The 18307-nt window shown below is 70.8% G+C and carries 19 protein-coding genes; 4 read left to right on the forward strand and 15 right to left on the reverse strand.

The features are described 5' to 3' along the window. Positions 1–38: 38 nt before the first annotated feature. The 3 genes from SA2016_RS12530 to SA2016_RS22505 form a co-directional block, all read right to left on the reverse strand. Positions 39–1028, reverse strand: coding sequence for a co-chaperone YbbN (locus SA2016_RS12530; RefSeq protein WP_066498501.1), 990 nt, complete (start codon positions 1026–1028; stop codon positions 39–41). An 87-nt stretch (positions 1029–1115) separates the two neighbouring features. Beyond that, positions 1116–2678 (reverse strand): hypothetical protein, encoded by a 1563-nt coding sequence (locus tag SA2016_RS12535; RefSeq protein ID WP_066498502.1) that lies wholly within the window; start codon positions 2676–2678, stop codon positions 1116–1118. A gap of 23 nt (positions 2679–2701) precedes the next feature. Continuing rightward, positions 2702–2890, reverse strand: a complete 189-nt coding sequence (locus SA2016_RS22505; protein ID WP_306505402.1) for a hypothetical protein — start codon at positions 2888–2890, stop codon at positions 2702–2704. A 181-nt stretch (positions 2891–3071) separates the two neighbouring features. On the opposite strand from SA2016_RS22505, the gene SA2016_RS12545 reads away from it, so the two are divergent. After that, on the forward strand, positions 3072–4388 hold the full coding sequence (locus SA2016_RS12545) for an AI-2E family transporter (RefSeq protein ID WP_371326629.1): 1317 nt from the start codon (positions 3072–3074) through the stop codon (positions 4386–4388). Positions 4389–4415: 27 nt separating this feature from the next. Here SA2016_RS12545 and SA2016_RS12550 read toward each other — a convergent pair whose 3' ends face one another. Together SA2016_RS12550 and SA2016_RS12555 are read right to left on the reverse strand one after the other, a co-directional pair. Continuing rightward, positions 4416–5204 (reverse strand): alpha/beta hydrolase, encoded by a 789-nt coding sequence (locus tag SA2016_RS12550; RefSeq protein WP_066498505.1) that lies wholly within the window; start codon positions 5202–5204, stop codon positions 4416–4418. Positions 5205–5227: 23 nt separating this feature from the next. Beyond that, positions 5228–5575 (reverse strand): Rv1322 family protein, encoded by a 348-nt coding sequence (locus SA2016_RS12555; RefSeq protein ID WP_066498523.1) that lies wholly within the window; start codon positions 5573–5575, stop codon positions 5228–5230. Between the two features lie 84 nt (positions 5576–5659). On the opposite strand from SA2016_RS12555, the gene nucS reads away from it, so the two are divergent. The 3 genes from nucS to SA2016_RS12570 all read left to right on the forward strand — a co-directional run bounded on the left by nucS (position 5660) and on the right by SA2016_RS12570 (position 8135). Then, positions 5660–6355 carry an endonuclease NucS gene (nucS, locus tag SA2016_RS12560; RefSeq protein ID WP_066498526.1) on the forward strand — a complete coding sequence of 232 codons (696 nt, stop codon included), beginning with the start codon at positions 5660–5662 and terminating at the stop codon, positions 6353–6355. A 29-nt stretch (positions 6356–6384) separates the two neighbouring features. Further along, positions 6385–7629, forward strand: coding sequence for an N-acetylglucosamine-6-phosphate deacetylase (locus tag SA2016_RS12565; RefSeq protein WP_066498528.1), 1245 nt, complete (start codon positions 6385–6387; stop codon positions 7627–7629). A gap of 302 nt (positions 7630–7931) precedes the next feature. Beyond that, complete coding sequence (locus SA2016_RS12570; RefSeq protein WP_066498529.1) at positions 7932–8135, forward strand: cold-shock protein; 204 nt, start codon at positions 7932–7934, stop codon at positions 8133–8135. A gap of 112 nt (positions 8136–8247) precedes the next feature. On the opposite strand, the gene SA2016_RS12575 is transcribed toward SA2016_RS12570, so the two are convergent. The 10 genes from SA2016_RS12575 to atpB all read right to left on the reverse strand — a co-directional run bounded on the left by SA2016_RS12575 (position 8248) and on the right by atpB (position 18283). Continuing rightward, on the reverse strand, positions 8248–10755 hold the full coding sequence (locus tag SA2016_RS12575) for a bifunctional lysylphosphatidylglycerol flippase/synthetase MprF (protein WP_066498531.1): 2508 nt from the start codon (positions 10753–10755) through the stop codon (positions 8248–8250). Between the two features lie 82 nt (positions 10756–10837). After that, positions 10838–11269: a DUF2550 domain-containing protein gene (locus SA2016_RS12580; RefSeq protein ID WP_066498535.1), complete on the reverse strand. Its 432-nt coding sequence runs from the start codon at positions 11267–11269 to the stop codon at positions 10838–10840. 10 nt (positions 11270–11279) lie between these two features. Beyond that, positions 11280–11561: a F0F1 ATP synthase subunit epsilon gene (locus SA2016_RS12585; RefSeq protein ID WP_066498545.1), complete on the reverse strand. Its 282-nt coding sequence runs from the start codon at positions 11559–11561 to the stop codon at positions 11280–11282. A gap of 1 nt (position 11562) precedes the next feature. Beyond that, positions 11563–13014, reverse strand: coding sequence for a F0F1 ATP synthase subunit beta (atpD, locus tag SA2016_RS12590; RefSeq protein WP_066498546.1), 1452 nt, complete (start codon positions 13012–13014; stop codon positions 11563–11565). A gap of 65 nt (positions 13015–13079) precedes the next feature. Further along, complete coding sequence (locus tag SA2016_RS12595) at positions 13080–13970, reverse strand: F0F1 ATP synthase subunit gamma (protein WP_066498548.1); 891 nt, start codon at positions 13968–13970, stop codon at positions 13080–13082. Positions 13971–14047: 77 nt separating this feature from the next. After that, complete coding sequence (gene atpA / locus SA2016_RS12600; protein ID WP_066498553.1) at positions 14048–15685, reverse strand: F0F1 ATP synthase subunit alpha; 1638 nt, start codon at positions 15683–15685, stop codon at positions 14048–14050. Between the two features lie 87 nt (positions 15686–15772). Then, positions 15773–16606, reverse strand: coding sequence for a F0F1 ATP synthase subunit delta (locus SA2016_RS12605; protein WP_066498560.1), 834 nt, complete (start codon positions 16604–16606; stop codon positions 15773–15775). Next, positions 16606–17157 (reverse strand): F0F1 ATP synthase subunit B, encoded by a 552-nt coding sequence (locus SA2016_RS12610; RefSeq protein WP_066498562.1) that lies wholly within the window; start codon positions 17155–17157, stop codon positions 16606–16608. The genes SA2016_RS12605 and SA2016_RS12610 overlap by 1 nt, the downstream gene beginning before the upstream one ends. A 53-nt stretch (positions 17158–17210) precedes the next feature. Then, a complete protein-coding gene (atpE, locus tag SA2016_RS12615; RefSeq protein WP_066498570.1) occupies positions 17211–17414 on the reverse strand; it encodes an ATP synthase F0 subunit C in 204 nt (67 codons plus the stop codon). Positions 17415–17482: 68 nt separating this feature from the next. Beyond that, the gene (atpB, locus tag SA2016_RS12620; protein WP_066498577.1) at positions 17483–18283 is read right to left on the reverse strand and encodes a F0F1 ATP synthase subunit A; all 801 of its coding nucleotides are present in this window, start codon (positions 18281–18283) and stop codon (positions 17483–17485) included. Positions 18284–18307 lie beyond the last annotated feature (24 nt).

Below are 18307 nucleotides of genomic sequence, written 5' to 3' on the forward strand. Positions count from 1 at the left end.
GATGACCGGCGCGCAGTGGCCCCAGAAGAGGGCCGGCCTCAGAAGAGGGCGCGGGCGAGCTGCTGCCGGGCCGCGGCCACCCGCGGATCGGCGGCGCCGACCACCTCGAAGAGCTCGAGCAGCCGGACGCGTGCCGCCTCCCGGTCCTCGCCCCCGGTGCGGGAGATGAATCCGACGAGGCGCGAGAACGCATCCTCCACGTGCCCGCCCGCCACGTCGAGGTCCGCGACCCGGAGCTGGGCGGCGAGGTCGTCGGGGGACGCCGCGGCGGCGGCCCGGGCGGCCTCGGCCGCGGGCTGGTCCACCTCGGCCACGCGGGCCATGAGCTGGACCTGGACGAGCCCCGCCTTGGCCTCGCGGTCCGCGGGCTGCTCGGCGAGCGCCCTGCGGTACGCGGCCTCGGCCGCGGCGAAGTCGCCACGGTCGATCGCGTCGAAGGCCTCCTGGTGCAGCGGGGGCAGCTCCGGCTCCGCCTCGGCGGCGGGGACGCCGTCGGCGGTGCCGGTGACGCCGTTGGCCGCGGCGACCCGCAGCAGCTCGTCGAGGAGCTGGCGCGTCTGCGGCTCGGACGCCGCGCCCTGGAAGAGCGGGATCGGCTGGCCCTTGAGGATGGCGACGGCGGTCGGCACGGCCTGGGCCTGGAAGGCCTGGGCGAGCTGCGGGAAGGCCTCGACGTCCGCGGCGGTGTAGAGCAGCCGCCCGGCGTAGGAGGAGACGATCGTGCCGAGGTCGTCGCGCAGCCGCTGGGACTCGGGCGAATAGGAGGCCCACAGGAGCACGACGACGGGCACGGTCGCCGAGCGCTGGACGACCTCGCCGAAGGTCCGCTCGTCGAGGTCGATCCGGCCCGGTGCCGGGGCGCCCTGCGCGGGCGCCGCGTGGTCGGCGGGCTGCCCGGCGCCCGCGGGCGCCGGGTGGGCGGCCGAGGCGGGCGGGGCCGCCGTCGCCCGCGCCTTGAGGGCCGAGAGGTCGACGGCGCCGCGGAAGTTCAGCTGCGGCTGGGGCTGGCGGGAACCGGGAACACTCATGGCCCCAGCTTAGCGAAGGGCCGGGACGGGCGAGGGCGGGGCCGCACCGCGTCGGTGCAGCCCCGCCCTCACTCCGGACGGACCTCGTCAGCTCACGCTGGCCCCGGAGAGGTTCCGGGTGGCCCCGATGAGGGTGACCTGCTGCGGGCCGCCGTCCTTGGGGATGTAGAGCATGACCGACTCGCGGAACGTGAGGGTCGCCTTCGTGCTGGCCTCCTTGCCGCCGGCGAGCGCCGCGGCGTCGTCCTGGAGGGTGACCTTGTCGCCCGAGGCCTTCGGCGTGCCCTCGACCGTGAAGTCGAGCGGTGCGACCACGATCGCGCCGCCGTCGGCCGCGCGGAAGGCGGCCGCCTCGTTGCCGACGGGCGTGTGCTTGAAGGTGAACGTCGCGTCCGCGGCCTTGGCGATGTCGGACTGGTAGCCGAACGTGTCCTTGATGTAGGCGTTGTCCGGGATCCTGCCCTTCCAGGCGCTGTTGGCGTTGGAGAGCCGATCGGCCACCCCCGCAATCGCGTCCTTCGGGCTCACCGTGAGGCCCGCCTTGTCGTCGAGGGCGATCTGGTCGGTACCGGACTTGGGCGTCCCGGGGAAGGTCGCACCCGGCAGGAGCGGCGCGGCCTCGATGAGCTTGTAGTTCTCGCGGGCGGATGCCTGGCGCAGCGTCAGCAGCTGCGGGGTGGTGTTGCCCTGCCCCTGGGTGACCGCCACGATCGTGCGCGGCCAGGACCGCTGGGTCGTCACGACGGTGGTGAGCAGCTTCGACGAGCGCACGGGGGCGATCGCCGGGGCGCTCGAGACGGCCGCGCGCACCTTGTAGTTCTGCTGGCGGGCGAGCAGCGCCGAGCCGTCGACCCGGGCGCCGAGCTTGCCGGCGTCCTTCGCGTCGTCGCCGGCCTGCACCGCGTTGGCGGTCTGGTCGAGGATGCGCGTGAGCTGGTCCTCGACCACCACGCGCGTCCCCGACTCGGCGGGGCTGGGTGCGGGCGCGGTCGCGGCCTGCGCGGGGACGGCTGCGAGGCCGCCCACGCCGAGCAGGACGGAGAGCACCGCAGCGACGCGGGCCGCCGGCGTGCGCCGCACGGCCGGCAGGGACGCCGCGCGGCGGTCCGCTGTGCGCTCGGCGGTGCCGGGTGCCTGGCCGGGCACCGGGGGGATGGCCGCGGTCGCCGGACCGGACGCGCCGGCCTCGGGCGCACGACGCCGGTCCTCGCCGTCGGTGCCCGGGCCGCCCGCGTCGGGGCCGCCGATGCGGGGGGCACCGGGGCCGCCCCGGAGGCGCCGCAGCAGCATCAGGGCGGCGGCCGCGAGGATGAGGAGGGCGCCGATGACGATGAGCGGGACAGCCCACGGCATGGTCGCGTGGCTCGGCCAGGTGATCGTCACGTCCTGGGGTGCCGGGGCCTTCCCGTCGGTCGCGAGGAGGAGCTGCCAGTCGCCCGAGTCCGGGAGGTCCCAGTGGTACTGGAGGGTGCCGTTCGCGTTCTGGCTGGTGGCGAACAGGTCGGCGCCGGCGGGGTTCGGCGAGGTGGCCTCGCCGTCCGTGTGGGTGGCCTTGAGGACCTTGCCGTCATCGGAGGCGCCGTCGATGGTCGTGTGCGCGGCCTTGCCGACCCAGGCGGCCATGTCGTCGGGGCGCGCAGCGGCCAGCACGTAGTTGCCGTTGCCGTGGACGGTCAGGGTCGCCTCTCCCCACGGAGGTCCTTGAGCTTCGCATCGATCACCGTCAGCGGGGTGGCCGGGGTGCCGGCCGGAACCGTTGCCGTCACTTGGTCGGCTGGCGCCCACCAGGTGAGCTGGCCGATGCCGGCCACGAGGGCTACAAGGCCGAGCAGCAGGAGCGCGGCTGCGGTCTTCAATCGCACAGGAATACCTCACGTCGGGGGAAGGGAACCTGTCCATGGTAACCAAATCGTGACCATCGGGTCAGATCGGGCCGGCTGGTAGGGTGTGCGCAGTGGGCCCGGGGGCCTGCGGCCCACCCGCAGCCGAGCCCTCGGTGCCCGTCGTCCTCCGGCCTGTCCGGACCTAGCAGAAGGCAGAGGCGTGGGAGAGAACCACCAGCCCGAACCAGTCGAGCCGGAGTCTCCCTCCGCCGCGGGGACGAACCCGCCCGTCAAGCATCCGGTGATCGGGACCGGGCACACGGCCGAGCACCATGGCGGCAGGGAGTTCATGCGCACGGTCGCCCAGCGCCTGCGGACGCCGCTGCCGGGGGCGCAGCCGCGGGTGCGCTTCGAGATGCCGCCCATCGCCGAGGCGGAGGAGGGCAGCCCCCTCGCCCCGCTGTCGAAGGACAGGGGCCTCGGCGAGCCCGGGCCGCGGGTCTCGAACAGGAACCCCGTCTACGTGGGGTTCATGGGGACCGTCGGCGTGGGGATCGCACTCGCGCTGTACTACATCGCAGCGCACACCACCCAGCTGCTGCTGTGGATCCTCGCGGCCCTGTTCATCTCCCTCGGGCTGGACCCCGTGGTGCGGTGGCTCGAGTCGCGCCGCATCCCCCGTGCGCTCGGCATCGCCGTGACGATCCTCGCGCTCCTGGGCGTGCTGGGCGCGTTCTTCGGCACGCTCATCCCGACGATGGTCGACCAGATCACCCAGCTCGTGAACAACGTCCCGACCTGGATCAACGACTTCCTCGCCTCCGACTTCTACAAGAGCATCGACGAGCAGTTCGGCATCAAGACGCGGGTGACCGAGGAGCTGCAGAAGTTCGGCCAGGACTCGACCGCCGTCACGAACCTGTTCGGCGGGGTCCTCGGCTTCGGGACCACGGTGGCGAACTCCCTGTTCGGGGTGCTCATCGTCGTCGTCCTCAGCCTCTACTTCCTCTCCGCCATGCCGGCGATGAAGCGGTGGGCCTACCGGCTCGCACCCCGCTCCCGCAGGGTGCGGGTGCAGGCGCTCAGCGAGGAGATCACCCGGTCGGTGGGCAACTACGTCATCGGGCAGGTCTGCGTCGCCGCCCTGAACGCGGCCTTCGCCTTCATCGTCATGACGATCCTCAAGGTGCCCTTCGCCGCGCTCCTGGCGTTCATGGTCGGCTTCCTCGCGTTCATCCCGCTCGTGGGCGGCGTCGTCGCGGGCACGGTCATCTCGCTCGTGGCGCTCACCGGCGGCTGGCAGACCGCCGTCATCCTCGCCGCCGCGTACTTCGCCTACCTCCAGTTCGAGGCGTACTTCATCTCGCCGCGCATCATGCAGCGCGCCGTGGCGGTGCCCGGCCCGGTCGCGGTGATCTCGGTGATCGCGGGCGGCAGCCTCCTCGGCGTGCTCGGGGCGCTCATCGCGATCCCGACCGCGGCCTCGGTGATGCTGCTCATGCGGGAGGTCTTCATCACGAGACAGGACCAGCACTAGCCCGAGCGGCCGGCGCGCCGGCCGCCGTCAGGAGGCGGTCGCCGTCGGCCCATCCCACACGGCAGGGAGCTCCGGGGACTCACCGAGCACGTCGTCGACGACCTCGCCCAGCACCCGCTGCACGAACTTCTCGCCCACCCAGAGGTGCTTCGCGCCCTCGACGCCGACGACGCGCGCCTGCGGCACCCGCGCGAACCGCTGCACGGCCTCGGCAGGGCGCAGGTAGTCGTCGAGCTCCGGCACGAGCACCGTCAGGGGCCGCCCGCACGCGGCCCACGCATCGAGGTCGGCGTCGCCCGCGCGGTGCAGCGGCGGCGAGAGCAGGACCGCCCCATCGATCTCGTCCACGACCGGGGGCACGGCCCCGTACTTCAGCGCGAGTTCGGTGCCGAAGGACCACCCCACGAGCCACCGGCGCGGAAGCCCGCGCTCGGCGGCGAAGCGCACCGCGGCCTCGACGTCCGCCCGCTCGCCGACGCCTTCCTCGAACTGGCCCTCGCTCGTTCCGCGCGCGCTCGAGGTCCCGCGCGTGTTGAACCTCAGGACGGCCATGCCCGCGAGCGCGGGGAGCCGGAAGGAGGCCTTGCGGTAGACGTGCGAATCCATGAAGCCGCCGTGGGTCGGCAGCGGGTGGAGCGTGATGAGGGTCGCCACCGGCTCCGTGTCCTGCGGCAGGGCCAGCTCCCCGACGAGCGTGAGCCCGTCCTCGGTGCGCAGCTCGATGTTCTCGCGGCGCGCGGGCAGGACGGTGTTGGCGCGGATCGCCGCGGGCCCGTCGGGCTCGGTGAACACGTAGGAGGCGGGGTCGAAGCTCATGGTCCCCACAGTATCGAAGGGGGCTACCGGTAGCGGTACGTGCGGGTGCGCCAGCAGTGCGTGTGCCAGTGCCGCCGCTCGGCGATCCCGGCCTCCTCGCCGAACAGGTGGTCGTCGGCCCAGACCACCAGGTGGGCCGTCCCCGGCGGGATGGTGCGCGAGCACCCAGGGCACGTGTACACCTTCGCCGCGCTGCGGGTCGTCACCTGCCGGACGCGCCAGTCGCCGTCCGGCGCGGACTCGAGCCGGGCGAACCCGGCGAGCACGCGTTCGGGATTGAAGTCGTCCCGCCCGTCGCGCGCGTCCGCGGCGTCCCTGTCGCTGCGGGGGGCGGCGGCAGGGCGGCGTCGTGGGCGGTTCGAGCGGGGCATGGCTCCATTCTGCCGTGCCCACTGCCTCGTGCCCGTCCCACCGGGGGCCCGCGCCGTCCGTGGGCGCCACGGTAGAGTTCTCGGGTGCGACTCGTCATTGCCCGGTGCTCCGTCGACTACGTGGGGCGCCTGAAGGCCCATCTGCCCCTCGCGACCCGCCTGCTCGTCGTCAAGGCGGACGGTTCGGTGCTCGTCCACTCGGACGGCGGGTCGTACAAGCCGCTGAACTGGATGAGCCCGCCGGCCACCCTCCGCGTCGTCTCCCCCGAGGAGTCCGAGCTGGAGGACGGCGTCCTCGAGCAGTGGACGGTGCAGTCGGCCAAGACGGACGACCGGCTGATCGTCAACGTCCACGAGGTCGTGCACGACTCCTCCCATGAGCTCGGCGTGGACCCCGGCCTCATCAAGGACGGGGTGGAGTCCGACCTCCAGCGGCTCCTCGCGGAGCAGATCGAGACCCTCGGGCCGGGCTACAGCCTGATCCGCCGCGAGTACTTCACCGCCATCGGCCCGGTCGACATCCTCGCGCGAGACGCGACCGGCGCGACCGTCGCGGTCGAGCTCAAGCGGCGCGGCGACATCGCCGGCGTCGAGCAGCTCACGCGCTACCTCGAGCTCCTCAACCGCGACCCGCTGCTCGCGCCCGTGCGGGGCATCTTCGCCGCCCAGCAGATCAAGCCGCAGGCGCGGGTTCTTGCGGCCGACCGCGGGATCGACTGCGTGACGCTCGACTACGACGCGATGCGCGGCGTGGACGACGTGGAGTCCCGCCTGTTCTGAGCCCGACCGGGCTCGCCTAAGGTAGTGGCATGACGACCGCCGCCGCTGCCCCGGATTCCACCGCCCAGACCCGGCTCACCCTCCGCGGCCGGATCGTGAGCGACGGCGCCGTCGAGGAGGACGGCCTCGTCGCCGTCGAGGACGACCGCATCGAGTACGCGGGGCCCGCCGCGGACTTCGATGCCGCGGCCTTCGGCGGCCAGTCGGTGTCCGTCCCGGACGGCGCGCTGCTGCTCCCCGGGCTGGTCGACCTGCACTGCCACGGCGCGGCCGGCGTCGACTTCCCGACGGCGGACGAGGAGCAGGCGCGGCGGGGCATCGCCTTCCTCCACGGGCGCGGGACGACCACGTTCCTCGCGAGCCTCGTCACCGCCTCGCGCGAGGACCTGCTCCGCGGCGTCGCGCTCTTCTCGCAGCTCGACGACGAGGGCCTCGTGGCGGGTGTCCACGCCGAGGGGCCCTTCCTCTCGCACGCGCGCTGCGGGGCACAGAACCCGGACTTCCTGCTCGAGCCGGACGTCGACTTCGCGATGGAGCTCATCGAGGTCTCGGACGGCTCGCTCGCGACGGTGACGTACGCGCCGGAGCTGCCCGGCGCGTCCGACCTCGTCGACCTCCTGACGGCCCACGGCGTCACGCCCTCGCTCGGACACACCGCCTGCGACGACGCCACGGCGGAGGCCTCGCTCGAGCAGGCGCGGGACGGGCTCACGGCCGCGGGGTTCGACGGTGCCGAGGGCGTGCCCACGGTGACGCACCTCTTCAACGGCATGCCGCCGCTGCACCACCGCTCCCCCGGTCCCGTGGCGGCCTGCCTCCGCGCTGCCGCCGCCGGGGCGGCCGTCGTGGAGCTCGTGGCCGACGGCGTGCACCTCGCCCCCGCGACCGTCCGCACCGTCTTCGAGCTCGTCGGCTCGGCCAACATCGCCCTCGTCACCGACTCGATGGCCGCGGCCGGGCTCAGCGACGGCCACTACATGCTCGGCCCCTCCCCCGTGACCGTGGCCGGCGGCGTCGCAACCCTCGATGCGAACGGCTCGATTGCCGGAGGGACGGCCACCCTGCTCGAGGTCGTGGCCCGCACGGCGGCCGCCGGGGTGCCGCTCGCCGACGCCGTACTCTCCGCCACCGCTGTCCCCGCCGCCGTCCTGGGCCGCTCCGACGAATTCGGCAGCCTGCGCCGCGGGCTGCGGGCCGACATCGTGGCCACGGATCCGGACCTCGGCCTGGCCGCGGTCGTCCGCGCTGGCCGGGTGCTCCCCTCGGCACGCTGACGCCGGCTGGGCGAATTTGCCATTCATAGCCCGTCAGAGGTCCATGCCGGAACGTTTTCCGTGCGTTCTCCTGAATTTCTCCCCGCCGTCGCGCATGAAACGGCGTATGCCGTTGACCGTGAATGCGCGGCATGATTGGCTAGAGCCAGTCTTGATGTAGGTAGCAGTGTTTTCCATGCAATGCAGGCTCGCAAGACCGTTGCGAGCGTGGAGTTCCCGGCCAACACCGGCCTCCTCGCGGAGTAACCCGGCCGGCACACAAGTGCCGGCGTCTCGTTGCAATCCACAGGAGAACGCAGGACATGGCACAGGGGACCGTCAAGTGGTTCAACGCCGAGAAGGGGTTCGGCTTCATTACCCCGGATAACGCCGAATCGGACGTCTTCGTCCACTATTCGGAGATCAAGGCGAACGGCTTCCGCACACTGGAGGAGAACCAGCGCGTCGAGTTCGAGATCGGCCAGGGGGCCAAGGGCCCGCAGGCCACCGGAGTCAGCGCCATCTGAGCAGCTGCACGCCGGCGCATGACGCGCAGGAGGGGTTCCGAATCTCGGGACCCCTCCTTTTTTCATGACCGATTACTGACCGGCGCTGTAAACATTCATGGGTGATGCCGAATTAGCTGACCATCTGGCGCAGGAGGCGCATCCGGTGCCGCATCGTGAGGCCGGGGAGATAGGCCTGGGCGAGGGCCTGGCCGATGGCCGGGAGCTGCAGCGGGTCCTGGTAGTACATATAGAGCGCGTGGTATTCGGGCTGGAAGCGCGACTTGAACTTCGCGAGGGAGCGGAAGCCGTAGACCGGCTCGAGGGCCTGGCCCACGGCGTTGAGCAGCCTCGAGAGCAGCTCGTCCCCGGCGTCCACCTCGGCCCGCTCCCCCGCGGGATCGGCAGCCAGCGGGGAGCCCGACAGCGAGATCCATTCGACGCTGCCCTTCAGCTCCGTCACGGCCGAGGCGATGAGGAACTCCATGACCCCGGGGAAGGCACCGGGCCCGCGGCGCATGAAGTCGAGCGTCCATCCGACGATCCGCGACTCCTGGTACACGGGCAGCCAGCTCGTCACGCCGTGGATCCGCCCCTCGGCGTCGACTGCGAGGCACAGGAGCACTTCCGGGTCGTCGAGTTCGTCGAGGCCCCCGAGGGTGAACCCCATCGCGGGAAGGGCCTTCTGGGCGGACCATTCCTCGGAGAGCGCGCTGAGCTGCTGGCGCTGTGACGGGCTGAGGTGGTGGTACCTGGTCCACACGGCGCTGACCCCCAGCTTCGCCGCCCGGTTGACGGCGGTCCTGACGTTCTGCCACTCCTTGCCGACGAATTCGAGCTCGCGGACCTTCAGGCGGGTCTCCTGGGCGACCTCGACGCGGTGGAATCCGCGCGCCCGCAGCACGGGCCACAGGTCGGCGGGCAGGGAGTAGAAGCACGGCACGAGCGCCGTGCGGGCGCAGTGGGCGATGAACTCGGTGACGACCGCCGAGGCGCGCTCCGGCTCCCCGATGGGCCCTGCCACCGAGAGCGCAACCCTCCCGTGCAGCTGGAAGGCAAGCCCGGCGGTCCCGTGCTCGTCGAACCAGAACCGGTTGGGCGGCCAGAGCGTCATCCAGGACAGGGATCCGCCGCCGCGCCGCACGAGGCTGCGGGCGAGCTGGAGGCTGCCGTCCCTCGCCCCCACAGACTGCCGCCCGCGGAGCACGACGACGGCCGCCAGGACGAGCGCGACGAGCCACAGGATCAGGCCGCTGTGGACGAAGAGCCAGAGCTCCGCGCCGCTCCGGTTCCGGAAGAGGGCGCCGTAGCTGCTCGGGATGGGCGAGGGCAGGTACTGGCGGACGAGCTCGGCGAGCAGCCCCCACGCGGACTCGCGCCGGCCCAGTCCCCCGCCCTGCCACCACAGGAGCGTGTAGGCGACGACGAGGCCTCCCGCGACGGCCCCGCCGACGGCGCCGAGGCGCCGGCGCATGCCGCGCTCGGTCTCCACGGGGAACAGGCCGCGGTTGGCCCACAGGATCGCCACGAGGGCCACCGCCGTCAGGGCGATGGGCAGCAAGTGCAGGAAGCCCGAGGCCAGCACGGTGAACCGCGGCCCGCGCGGCGCAGGCGGCATCCTGACGAACAGCGCAAGGTAGCCCACCGCGAGGGCGCCGACCGCGAGCTGGACGGCGATCGCGAGGCGCAGCGCAACCTTCCGCCCGCGCCGCAGTCCTTCCGCGCAGATCAGGAGGATGGCCATCGGCACGAGGGAGGTCACGTAGCCCTCGGGCGAGAGGAAGGCCGGCTGCGCCGCCTGGAGGCACGCGGTGTCGACCACTCCGCCGCAGTCCTGCTCGAGCTGGGCGAAGACGGGCATCGGGTTGAGCACCATGTCGCGGACGAGGGCGAGGGGCCCGGACGGGCTCCGTGTCAGCGCCGTGAGGACCGGGCCCACCGCCGCGAGGGTGACGACGACGACCACGATGTTGCGCCGCTCGCGCACGGACGGCAGGGCCAGATGCGAGTCGTGCCGCCAGCCGGCGGACCACCACGAGGCGGCGATGCCGAGCAGGGCGCCGATGAGGCCGAGCACGGTCTCGGAGTGGCCCACGTAGAGCGTGAGCATCGCGGCGATGCCCACCACGGCGGTGCGCAGCCGGCGCCGCCAGAGGACGCCGAGCGCGGGGGCGGCCGCCATTGCGGTGAACAGGGCGGCGGGATAGGGTCCGAGCACGGGGTCGTCGACCATCGAGCCGAGCCACCCGTCGCCCCCGATCCGGGCCAGCTGGGTGACCGCGAAGAACGCGGTGACGGAGGCGAAGTCGCCGAGGAAGAACAGGGCGGCGGCCTTGAGGGAACCGTAGGCCGTCTCGGCCACGGCGACGAGCACACCCACCACCACGGTCGCGGCGAGGTAGGCGACCGGGTTCGTGACGAAGAAGATCGAGGTCACGGCGCCCCACCACTGGCCGGAGCGCAGAGATCCGAGGTCGCCGCCCACCACGTCGAGCACCGCCGGCGGCGGGCCGGAGAGTATGCTCCCGGTGGCGATGCCGGCGATCCACATCACGGCGATGACTGCGAGGGTGAAGGGGATGCGACGGCCGCCGCGGGCGGCGGCCCGCGCGGCCTGGGCGAGCCTCCTGGCGCCGTTCACGGGTGTCCCGCCCCGGAGGCGGCGGCGCGGCGGCCGGGGAAACTCGACGGGGCTGCCATCACGCGGGAGGATGCCCCGGAGCTCAGCGCCACGTCCCGATGCCGATGACAGGTCCGGCCTCGAGCCACGAGGCGAGGCCAGCGTAGGCGTTGAAGTCCATGGCGAAGCGCACGCTCGCGCCCTGGTAGGCCAGCTCGACGATCACGACGTCGGCCTGCACCCTGGTGCGCTCGGCCTCGGTGGGCGATCGGCGCCCCAAGAGCTCCAGCGAGCTGCGCGTGAAGCGGTGCCGCGCGCGCGGGCTGAGGGAGAGGAGGTTGAACCATTCGAGCTCGGTGTCCTGATAACGGCATACCCCCATCCGCCACGGCCCGGAGGCCATGGAGATGGAGGCATCGACCGTGCCCAGGGTGCGCCGCAGGACTACGCGGCGCACCCCGAGGGCACAGAGCAGGGCTGCGAGGAGAACGAAGACCACTGCCAGGACGATGAACGGAATGGCGGAGTCGTCCATCGAGGTCTGGCTAACGGGTCCCCGCGGCCGATTCGCCGATCTGGGCGTTGTCGGCGACGATCACGACCCGGTCGGAATCGACGGAGAAGAAGCCGCCGTCCACCGTCGCCGTGATCCGCGAGCCGGAGACCGGCTCGATCACAATGTCGCCCGCATGCATGATCGCCAGGACGGGGGTGTGGCCGGGAAGGATCCCGATCTCACCGTCCGCCGTGCGGGCCTTGACCATCTTCGCCGGGCCGGACCACACGAAGTGGTCCGCCGCGACGATCTCGACCTCGAGCTCAGCCATGCTACTTGGTCTGGTCCTGGATCTTCGCCCAGTTGCGCTCGACGTCGTCGAGGCCGCCGACGTTGAAGAACGCCTGCTCGGCGATGTGGTCCAGCTCGCCGTCGCAGATGGCCTTGAAGCCCTCGATGGTGTCCTTGATGGACACGGTCGAGCCCTCGACACCGGTGAACTGCTTCGCGGTGTAGGTGTTCTGCGAGAGGAACTGCTGGATGCGGCGCGCACGGGCCACCACGATCTTGTCCTCTTCGGACAGCTCGTCGACACCGAGGATCGCGATGATGTCCTGCAGCTCCTTGTTCTTCTGGAGGATCTGCTTGACCCGCACGGCGGTGTCGTAGTGGTCCTGACCGATGTACTGCGGGTCGAGGATGCGCGAGGTCGACGTCAGCGGGTCGACGGCCGGGTACAGGCCGCGCGAGGCGATCTCACGCGAGAGCTCGGTCGTCGCGTCGAGGTGCGCGAACGTCGTCGCCGGAGCCGGGTCGGTGTAGTCGTCGGCCGGGACGTAGATGGCCTGCATCGACGTGATCGAGTGGCCGCGCGTCGACGTGATGCGCTCCTGGAGGAGGCCCATCTCGTCGGCGAGGTTCGGCTGGTAGCCCACGGCGGAGGGCATGCGGCCGAGCAGCGTCGACACCTCGGAGCCCGCCTGGGTGAAGCGGAAGATGTTGTCGATGAAGAGCAGCACGTCCTGGTTCTGGACATCGCGGAAGTACTCCGCCATGGTCAGGGCCGAGAGCGCGACGCGCAGGCGCGTGCCCGGGGGCTCGTCCATCTGGCCGAACACGAGGGCGGTGTCCTTGAGCACCCCTGCCTCGTCCATCTCGACCCAGAGGTCGTTGCCCTCGCGGGTGCGCTCGCCCACGCCGGCGAACACGGACGTGCCGCCGAAGTTGCGGGCCACACGGGTGATCATCTCCTGGATGAGCACGGTCTTGCCGACGCCGGCGCCGCCGAACAGGCCGATCTTGCCACCCTTGATGTACGGGGTGAGCAGGTCGATGACCTTGATGCCGGTCTCCAGCATCTCGGTGGAGCCCTCGAGCTGGGCGAAGGAGGGGGCCTTGCGGTGGATCGGCCAGTGGTCGGCGGCCTGGATCTCCGACTCGGCGACGTCGAGCGGCTTCCCGAGGACGTTGAAGATGTGGCCCTTGACGCCGTCGCCGACGGGGACCGAGATCGGGGCGCCGGTGTCGACGACCTTGGTGCCGCGGACGAGGCCGTCGGTGGCCTGCAGGGAGATCGCGCGCACGAGGTTGTCGCCGAGGTGCTGGGCGGTCTCGAACGTGATCTCGCGCGTGTGGTCGCCGAGGGTGATCGTGGTCGTCAGCGCGTTGTAGATCTCCGGGATCGCGTCGGCCGGGAACTCGACGTCGACAACCGGCCCGATCACGCGGGCAATGCGGCCCGTCGCGCCAGCGGTCGCAACCGCTTCAGAGGCAGTGGCAGTCATCTCTCTCACTTCTTCAGTAGATGCGTTGATTCAGTCTAGGTGGTGTGTACGAGCGCGTCCGTGGCTCAGGCGCTGAGCGCGTCGGCGCCGGCGATGATCTCCGTCAGCTCCTGCGTGATCTCCGCCTGGCGGGCGGTGTTGCGCAGCCGCGTGTACTTCTTGATGAGCTCGGTCGCGTTGTCGCCGGCGTTCTTCATGGCGCGCTGGCGGGAGGCGAGCTCGCTCGCCGCGGCCTGGAGCATCGCCGCGAAGATCCGCGATTCGATGTACCGCGGCAGCAGCGCGTCGAGCACCTGCTCGGGCTCGGGCTCGTACTCGTAGAGGGGCAGGATCTCCTTCGCGTCCTTCGCCTCCTCCTCGACGACCTCGAGGGGAAGCAGCCGGATCACGGTGGGCACCTGCACCACCATCGACTTGAACTGGGTGTAGACGACGTGGATCTCGTCGACCCCGCCGTCCTCGTATGCGGTCGCGAAGGCGTCGAGCAGCACGCGGCTGATCTCCTTGGCCGTCGCGAACTCGGGGTTGTCCGTGTTGCCGGTCCACACCCGCTCGTAGGGGCGGTTGCGGAAGTCGAAGTAGGCCTGGCCCTTGCGGCCCACCAGGTAGGTGGCGATCTCCTTGCCCTCAGAGCGGAGGAGCTCGGCCAGGGACTCGGCCTGCTTCATGATGCTGGCCGAGTAGGCGCCGGCCTGGCCTCGGTCTGCCGTGAGGACCAGCACCGCCGCGCGCCGCACCTGGGTGGGCTCGGTGGTCAGCGGGTGGTCGATCTCGGACGAAGAGGAGACAGCAGAAACGGCGCGGGTAATGGCATTCGCGTACGGCAGGGAGGCGGCCACGCGGGCGCGCGCCTTGCCGATGCGGGAGGTAGCAATCAGCTCCATCGCCTTGAACATCTTGCGCATCGACGACGTCGAGGCAATCTTCTGGCGGTAGACCCGGATCTGGGCTCCCATTCTTGTCCTTTCCTCACCCTCGCCGACCGGCCGGGCCGGAGCCGTGGGCCCCGGCCCGGCCGATCAGCTGCAGGGAATCAGCGCTTCTGCTTGACGATCTTTTCCTGGTTGACGTCGCCTTCGGCAAGAGCATCGTGCTCCTCGTGCCCGGCGCCGACCAGCAGGCTGTCGCCCTGGCCGAAGAAGCCCTTCTTGAACTCCGTGACGGCGGTCTTGAGGGCCTCGACGGTGTCGTCCTCGAGCTTGCCCGTCTGGGCCAGCGTCGTCAGGATCGACGTCTTGCGCTTGAGGTAGTCCAAGAAGTCAGCCTCGAAGCGGCGCACGTCCTCGACGGGGACGTCGTCGAGGTAGCCGCGCGTACCGGCCCAGATGGACACGACCTGCTCCTCGACCGGGAACGGCGAGTACTGGCCCTGCTTGAGCAGCTCCATGAGGCGGGCGCCACGGGTGAGCTGCTGGCGGGACGCCGCGTCGAGGTCGGACGCGAACATCGCGAACGCCTGCATGTCGCGGTACTGGGCGAGGTCCAGCTTCAGCGTGCCGGAGACCGACTTCATCGACTTCACCTGCGCGGCGCCGCCGACGCGGGAGACCGAGATGCCGACGTCGACCGCGGGACGCTGGTTGGCGTTGAACAGGTCGGACTGCAGGAAGATCTGCCCGTCGGTGATGGAGATGACGTTGGTCGGGATGTACGCCGAGACGTCGTTCGCCTTCGTCTCGATGATCGGCAGGCCGGTCATCGAGCCTGCACCGAGCTCGTCCGAGAGCTTCGCGCAGCGCTCGAGGAGGCGGGAGTGCAGGTAGAACACGTCGCCCGGGTACGCCTCGCGGCCCGGCGGGCGGCGGAGGAGCAGCGAAACCGCGCGGTACGCCTCGGCCTGCTTCGAGAGGTCATCGAAGATGATGAGGACGTGCTTGCCGCCGTACATCCAGTGCTGGCCGATGGCCGAGCCGGCGTAGGGGGCAAGGTACTTGAAGCCGGCGGGATCGGACGCCGGGGAGGCGACGATCGTCGTGTACTCGAGGGCACCGTGGTCCTCGAGGGTCTGGCGCACGGCGGCGATCGTCGAGGCCTTCTGGCCGATCGCGACGTAGATGCAGCGGACCTGCTTGGTGACATCGCCCGAGGCCCAGTTCGCCTTCTGGTTGATGATCGTGTCCACCGCGATGGCGGTCTTGCCCGTCTGACGGTCGCCGATGATGAGCTGGCGCTGGCCGCGCCCGATCGGGATCATCGCGTCGATGGCCTTGAGGCCGGTCTGCATCGGCTCGTGGACCGACTTGCGCTGGGTCACGCCCGGCGCCTGGAGCTCGAGCGCGCGGGTAGCCTCCGCCGCGATCGGGCCCAGATCGTCGATGGGGGCGCCGAGCGGGTCCACGACGCGTCCGAGGAAGGCGTCGCCGACGGGCACGGAGAGGATCTGGCCGGTGCGGTGCACCTCCTGGCCCTCCTCGATGCCGCCGAAGTCACCGAGGACGATGACGCCGATCTCGCGGACGTCGAGGTTCTGGGCCAGGCCCAGGGTGCCGTCCTCGAACCGGAGGAGTTCGTTCGCCATGACCGAGGGAAGCCCCTCGACACGGGCGATGCCGTCTCCGGCGGAGGTGACGCGGCCGACCTCGACGCGCTCAGCCGTGCCGGGCTGGTAGGAAGCCGCGAAGTCGTTCAGCGCGCTGCGGACGTCGTCGGCATTGATGGTCAATTCGGCCATCTTCAGTCCTGCTCTCTTGATCTCGTGGTCATCGAAAGCGGAACTGCTGCGATGACCGGATTGTCTTGTACGGAGTGTGCTGATGCCTCAGCGTGCCTGGGCGGCCAGCTGACGTCGCAGGTCGCCGAGCCGCGTCACCGTCGAGGCATCGAGCACCTCGTCGCCGACCGTCACGCGGAGGCCGCCGACGAGCGAGGGTTCCACGGTCGTGTTGATCTTCAGCTCGCGCCCGTAGAGGGTGTTGAGCCCATCCTGGAGCCGCTTCAGCTGCCCCTCGCCCAGAGGACGCGCGACGGCGACGTCGGCGATCCAGCGCTTCTGGCGGCCAGCGGCGAGGGACGCGAACTTCTCCACGAGGGCCGTCGGCTTGGCGCCGCGCGGGGCGGACACCGCCTGGCCGATGAGCAGCCGGGCCTCCTCGGACGCCTCCGGCACGAGCCGCAGGGCGAGGGTGCGCCGGGCCTCCGGGGAGGCCTGCTGCTCGGTCAGGGCGGCCTGGAGCTCGTGGTTACCCTCGACGGTGTTGTTGAACGCGAACAGGTCGTTCTGGAGCTTCTCCAGCCCGCTGAGTCCGCTCGCGGTCCCCGCGCCCTGCTCGGCCACGGCGCATGCCACGGTCGAGGCGATGGTCTCGAGCGCATCGCTGATGTCGCGCGCGCCGGCCCACCGCGAGGCGGCGAGCTTGGCCGTGATCTCCACGGCCTCGCCCGAGGCCTTGCCGTCCAGCAGGCTGTGCACGAGGGCCGACTTCTCCGCGCCCTCACGGGACGGGTCGGTCAGCGCGCGCCGAAGCCCGGCGGAGCCGTCGAGGACGGCGAGGATGCCGAAGAGCTCCCGCGCCAGCGACAGCGAGGCCGTGGGCAGCGTAGTCTCCAGGTCCGCCAGCGCGGCGGCCAGCGATTCGCTCGATGCTCCTGCCATTACTTCGCCGCACCTGCGTTCTGGGACTCCAGCTCGTCGAGGAAGCGGTCCACCACACGGGCGGCACGCGCATCGTCGTCGAGGGACTCACCGACGATCCGGCCGGCCAGGGTCGTGGCCAGGGTGCCCACCTCGGAGCGCAGCGACGCAACAGCCTGCTGGCGCTCGGCCTCGATCTGGACGTGCGCCTGCTCGGTGATGCGGGCGGCCTCGGCGGCAGCCTTCTCCTTGAGCTCGGCGAGGATCTGGGCGCCCTCGGCGCGGGCCTCTTCGCGGATGCGGTTGGCCTCGGTGCGGGCGTCGGTGAGCTGCTGCTTGTACTCCTCGAGGGCTGCGGACGCCTCCGCCTGGGCCTTCTCTGCCTTGGCGATGCCCCCCTCGATGGCCTCGGCGCGCTCCGCGAACGTCTTCTCGAACGCGGGAACGACGAACTTGACCACGATGAAGAGCAGGACGGCGAAGCCGACAGCAACGACCAGGATTTCCCACCAGCTCGGCATGAGCGGGCTCTGGGCGCCCTCGGTGGCGGCGCTAACAATGAACTGATGCATGTGTTGCACCCCTCCTATCTACTCGGTTCTGGCTGTGTGTGCCGTGTTCTGGGTCAGAGAACGAAGGCGAACACGAGGCCGAGGATCGCGAGCGCCTCGGTGAGCGCAAGGCCGAGGAAGGCGATCGGCTGGAGCACGCGCTGCGCCTCCGGCTGGCGGGCCACGCCATTGATGTAGGCCGCAAAGACGAGACCCACGCCGATGGCACCGCCGATGGCGGAGAGACCGTAGCCGACGAGGTTGAGGTTGCCGGTCATTGTGTTCCTTTCAGGCTGCCCTGGAGGGCGGGTTGAGTGATCGGTTCATCCCCCGTGAAGGGGAAGTCTCAGTGGGCGTCCGCGTGGAGCGCGCCCTGGATGTAGATGGCAGTCAGAAGCGTGAAGACGTACGCCTGCAGCACCATGATCAGCGCCTCGAGCATGTACATCGCGGTCGCGCCGACGAGCACGAGCAGCGACGTCCCCTTGAGGACCACGCTCTCCTGCGCGATGAGGAACGCGATGCCGGACCCCGCCAGCGCGACCACGAGGTGGCCGGCGAGCATGGTCGCGAAGAGACGGAGGCTGTGCGTCATCGGGCGGACGATGAAGTTCGAGATGATCTCGATCGGGACGACGATCGGCAGGATGTACCACGGCACCCCCGCGGGGACCACGGTGAGCTTGAGGAACCGCGCGCCGAACTTCTTCAGGCCGACGCCGATCCACGTCACGTAGACGAGCGCCGCGAGGAAGTACGCGCCGCCGACGTGGGACATCGTGGGCAGCTGGAAGAACGGGATCGCGCCGTAGATGTTGTTCACGAGGATGAAGAAGAACAGCGCGAAGAGCAGGGGCACGAACTTCATGAAGTCCTTGCCGCCGATGATGTCCTTGCCGATCGAGTTGCGCACGAACCCGTAGAGGTACTCCCCGGCGAACTGGAGCTTGCCGGGGACCAGCTGGCCCTTGCGGGAGGCCGCGATGAAGAACCAGGCGATGAAGACGACGGAGAGCAGGACCATGAGCATCTGCTTCGAGAAGCCCTCGTGCGCGCCCCAGGGGAAGATGGCCGGGAGGTGCATGTCCTCGAGGGTGGGCGGGGTGAAGGCGCCGGAGTCTTCGGCCGGAAGCGTGAGCGGGGTCAACGCGATTCCTCTCTGCAGTGTCCA

This window comes from Sinomonas atrocyanea (assembly GCF_001577305.1).
In the GTDB taxonomy this organism is placed as follows: domain Bacteria; phylum Actinomycetota; class Actinomycetes; order Actinomycetales; family Micrococcaceae; genus Sinomonas; species Sinomonas atrocyanea.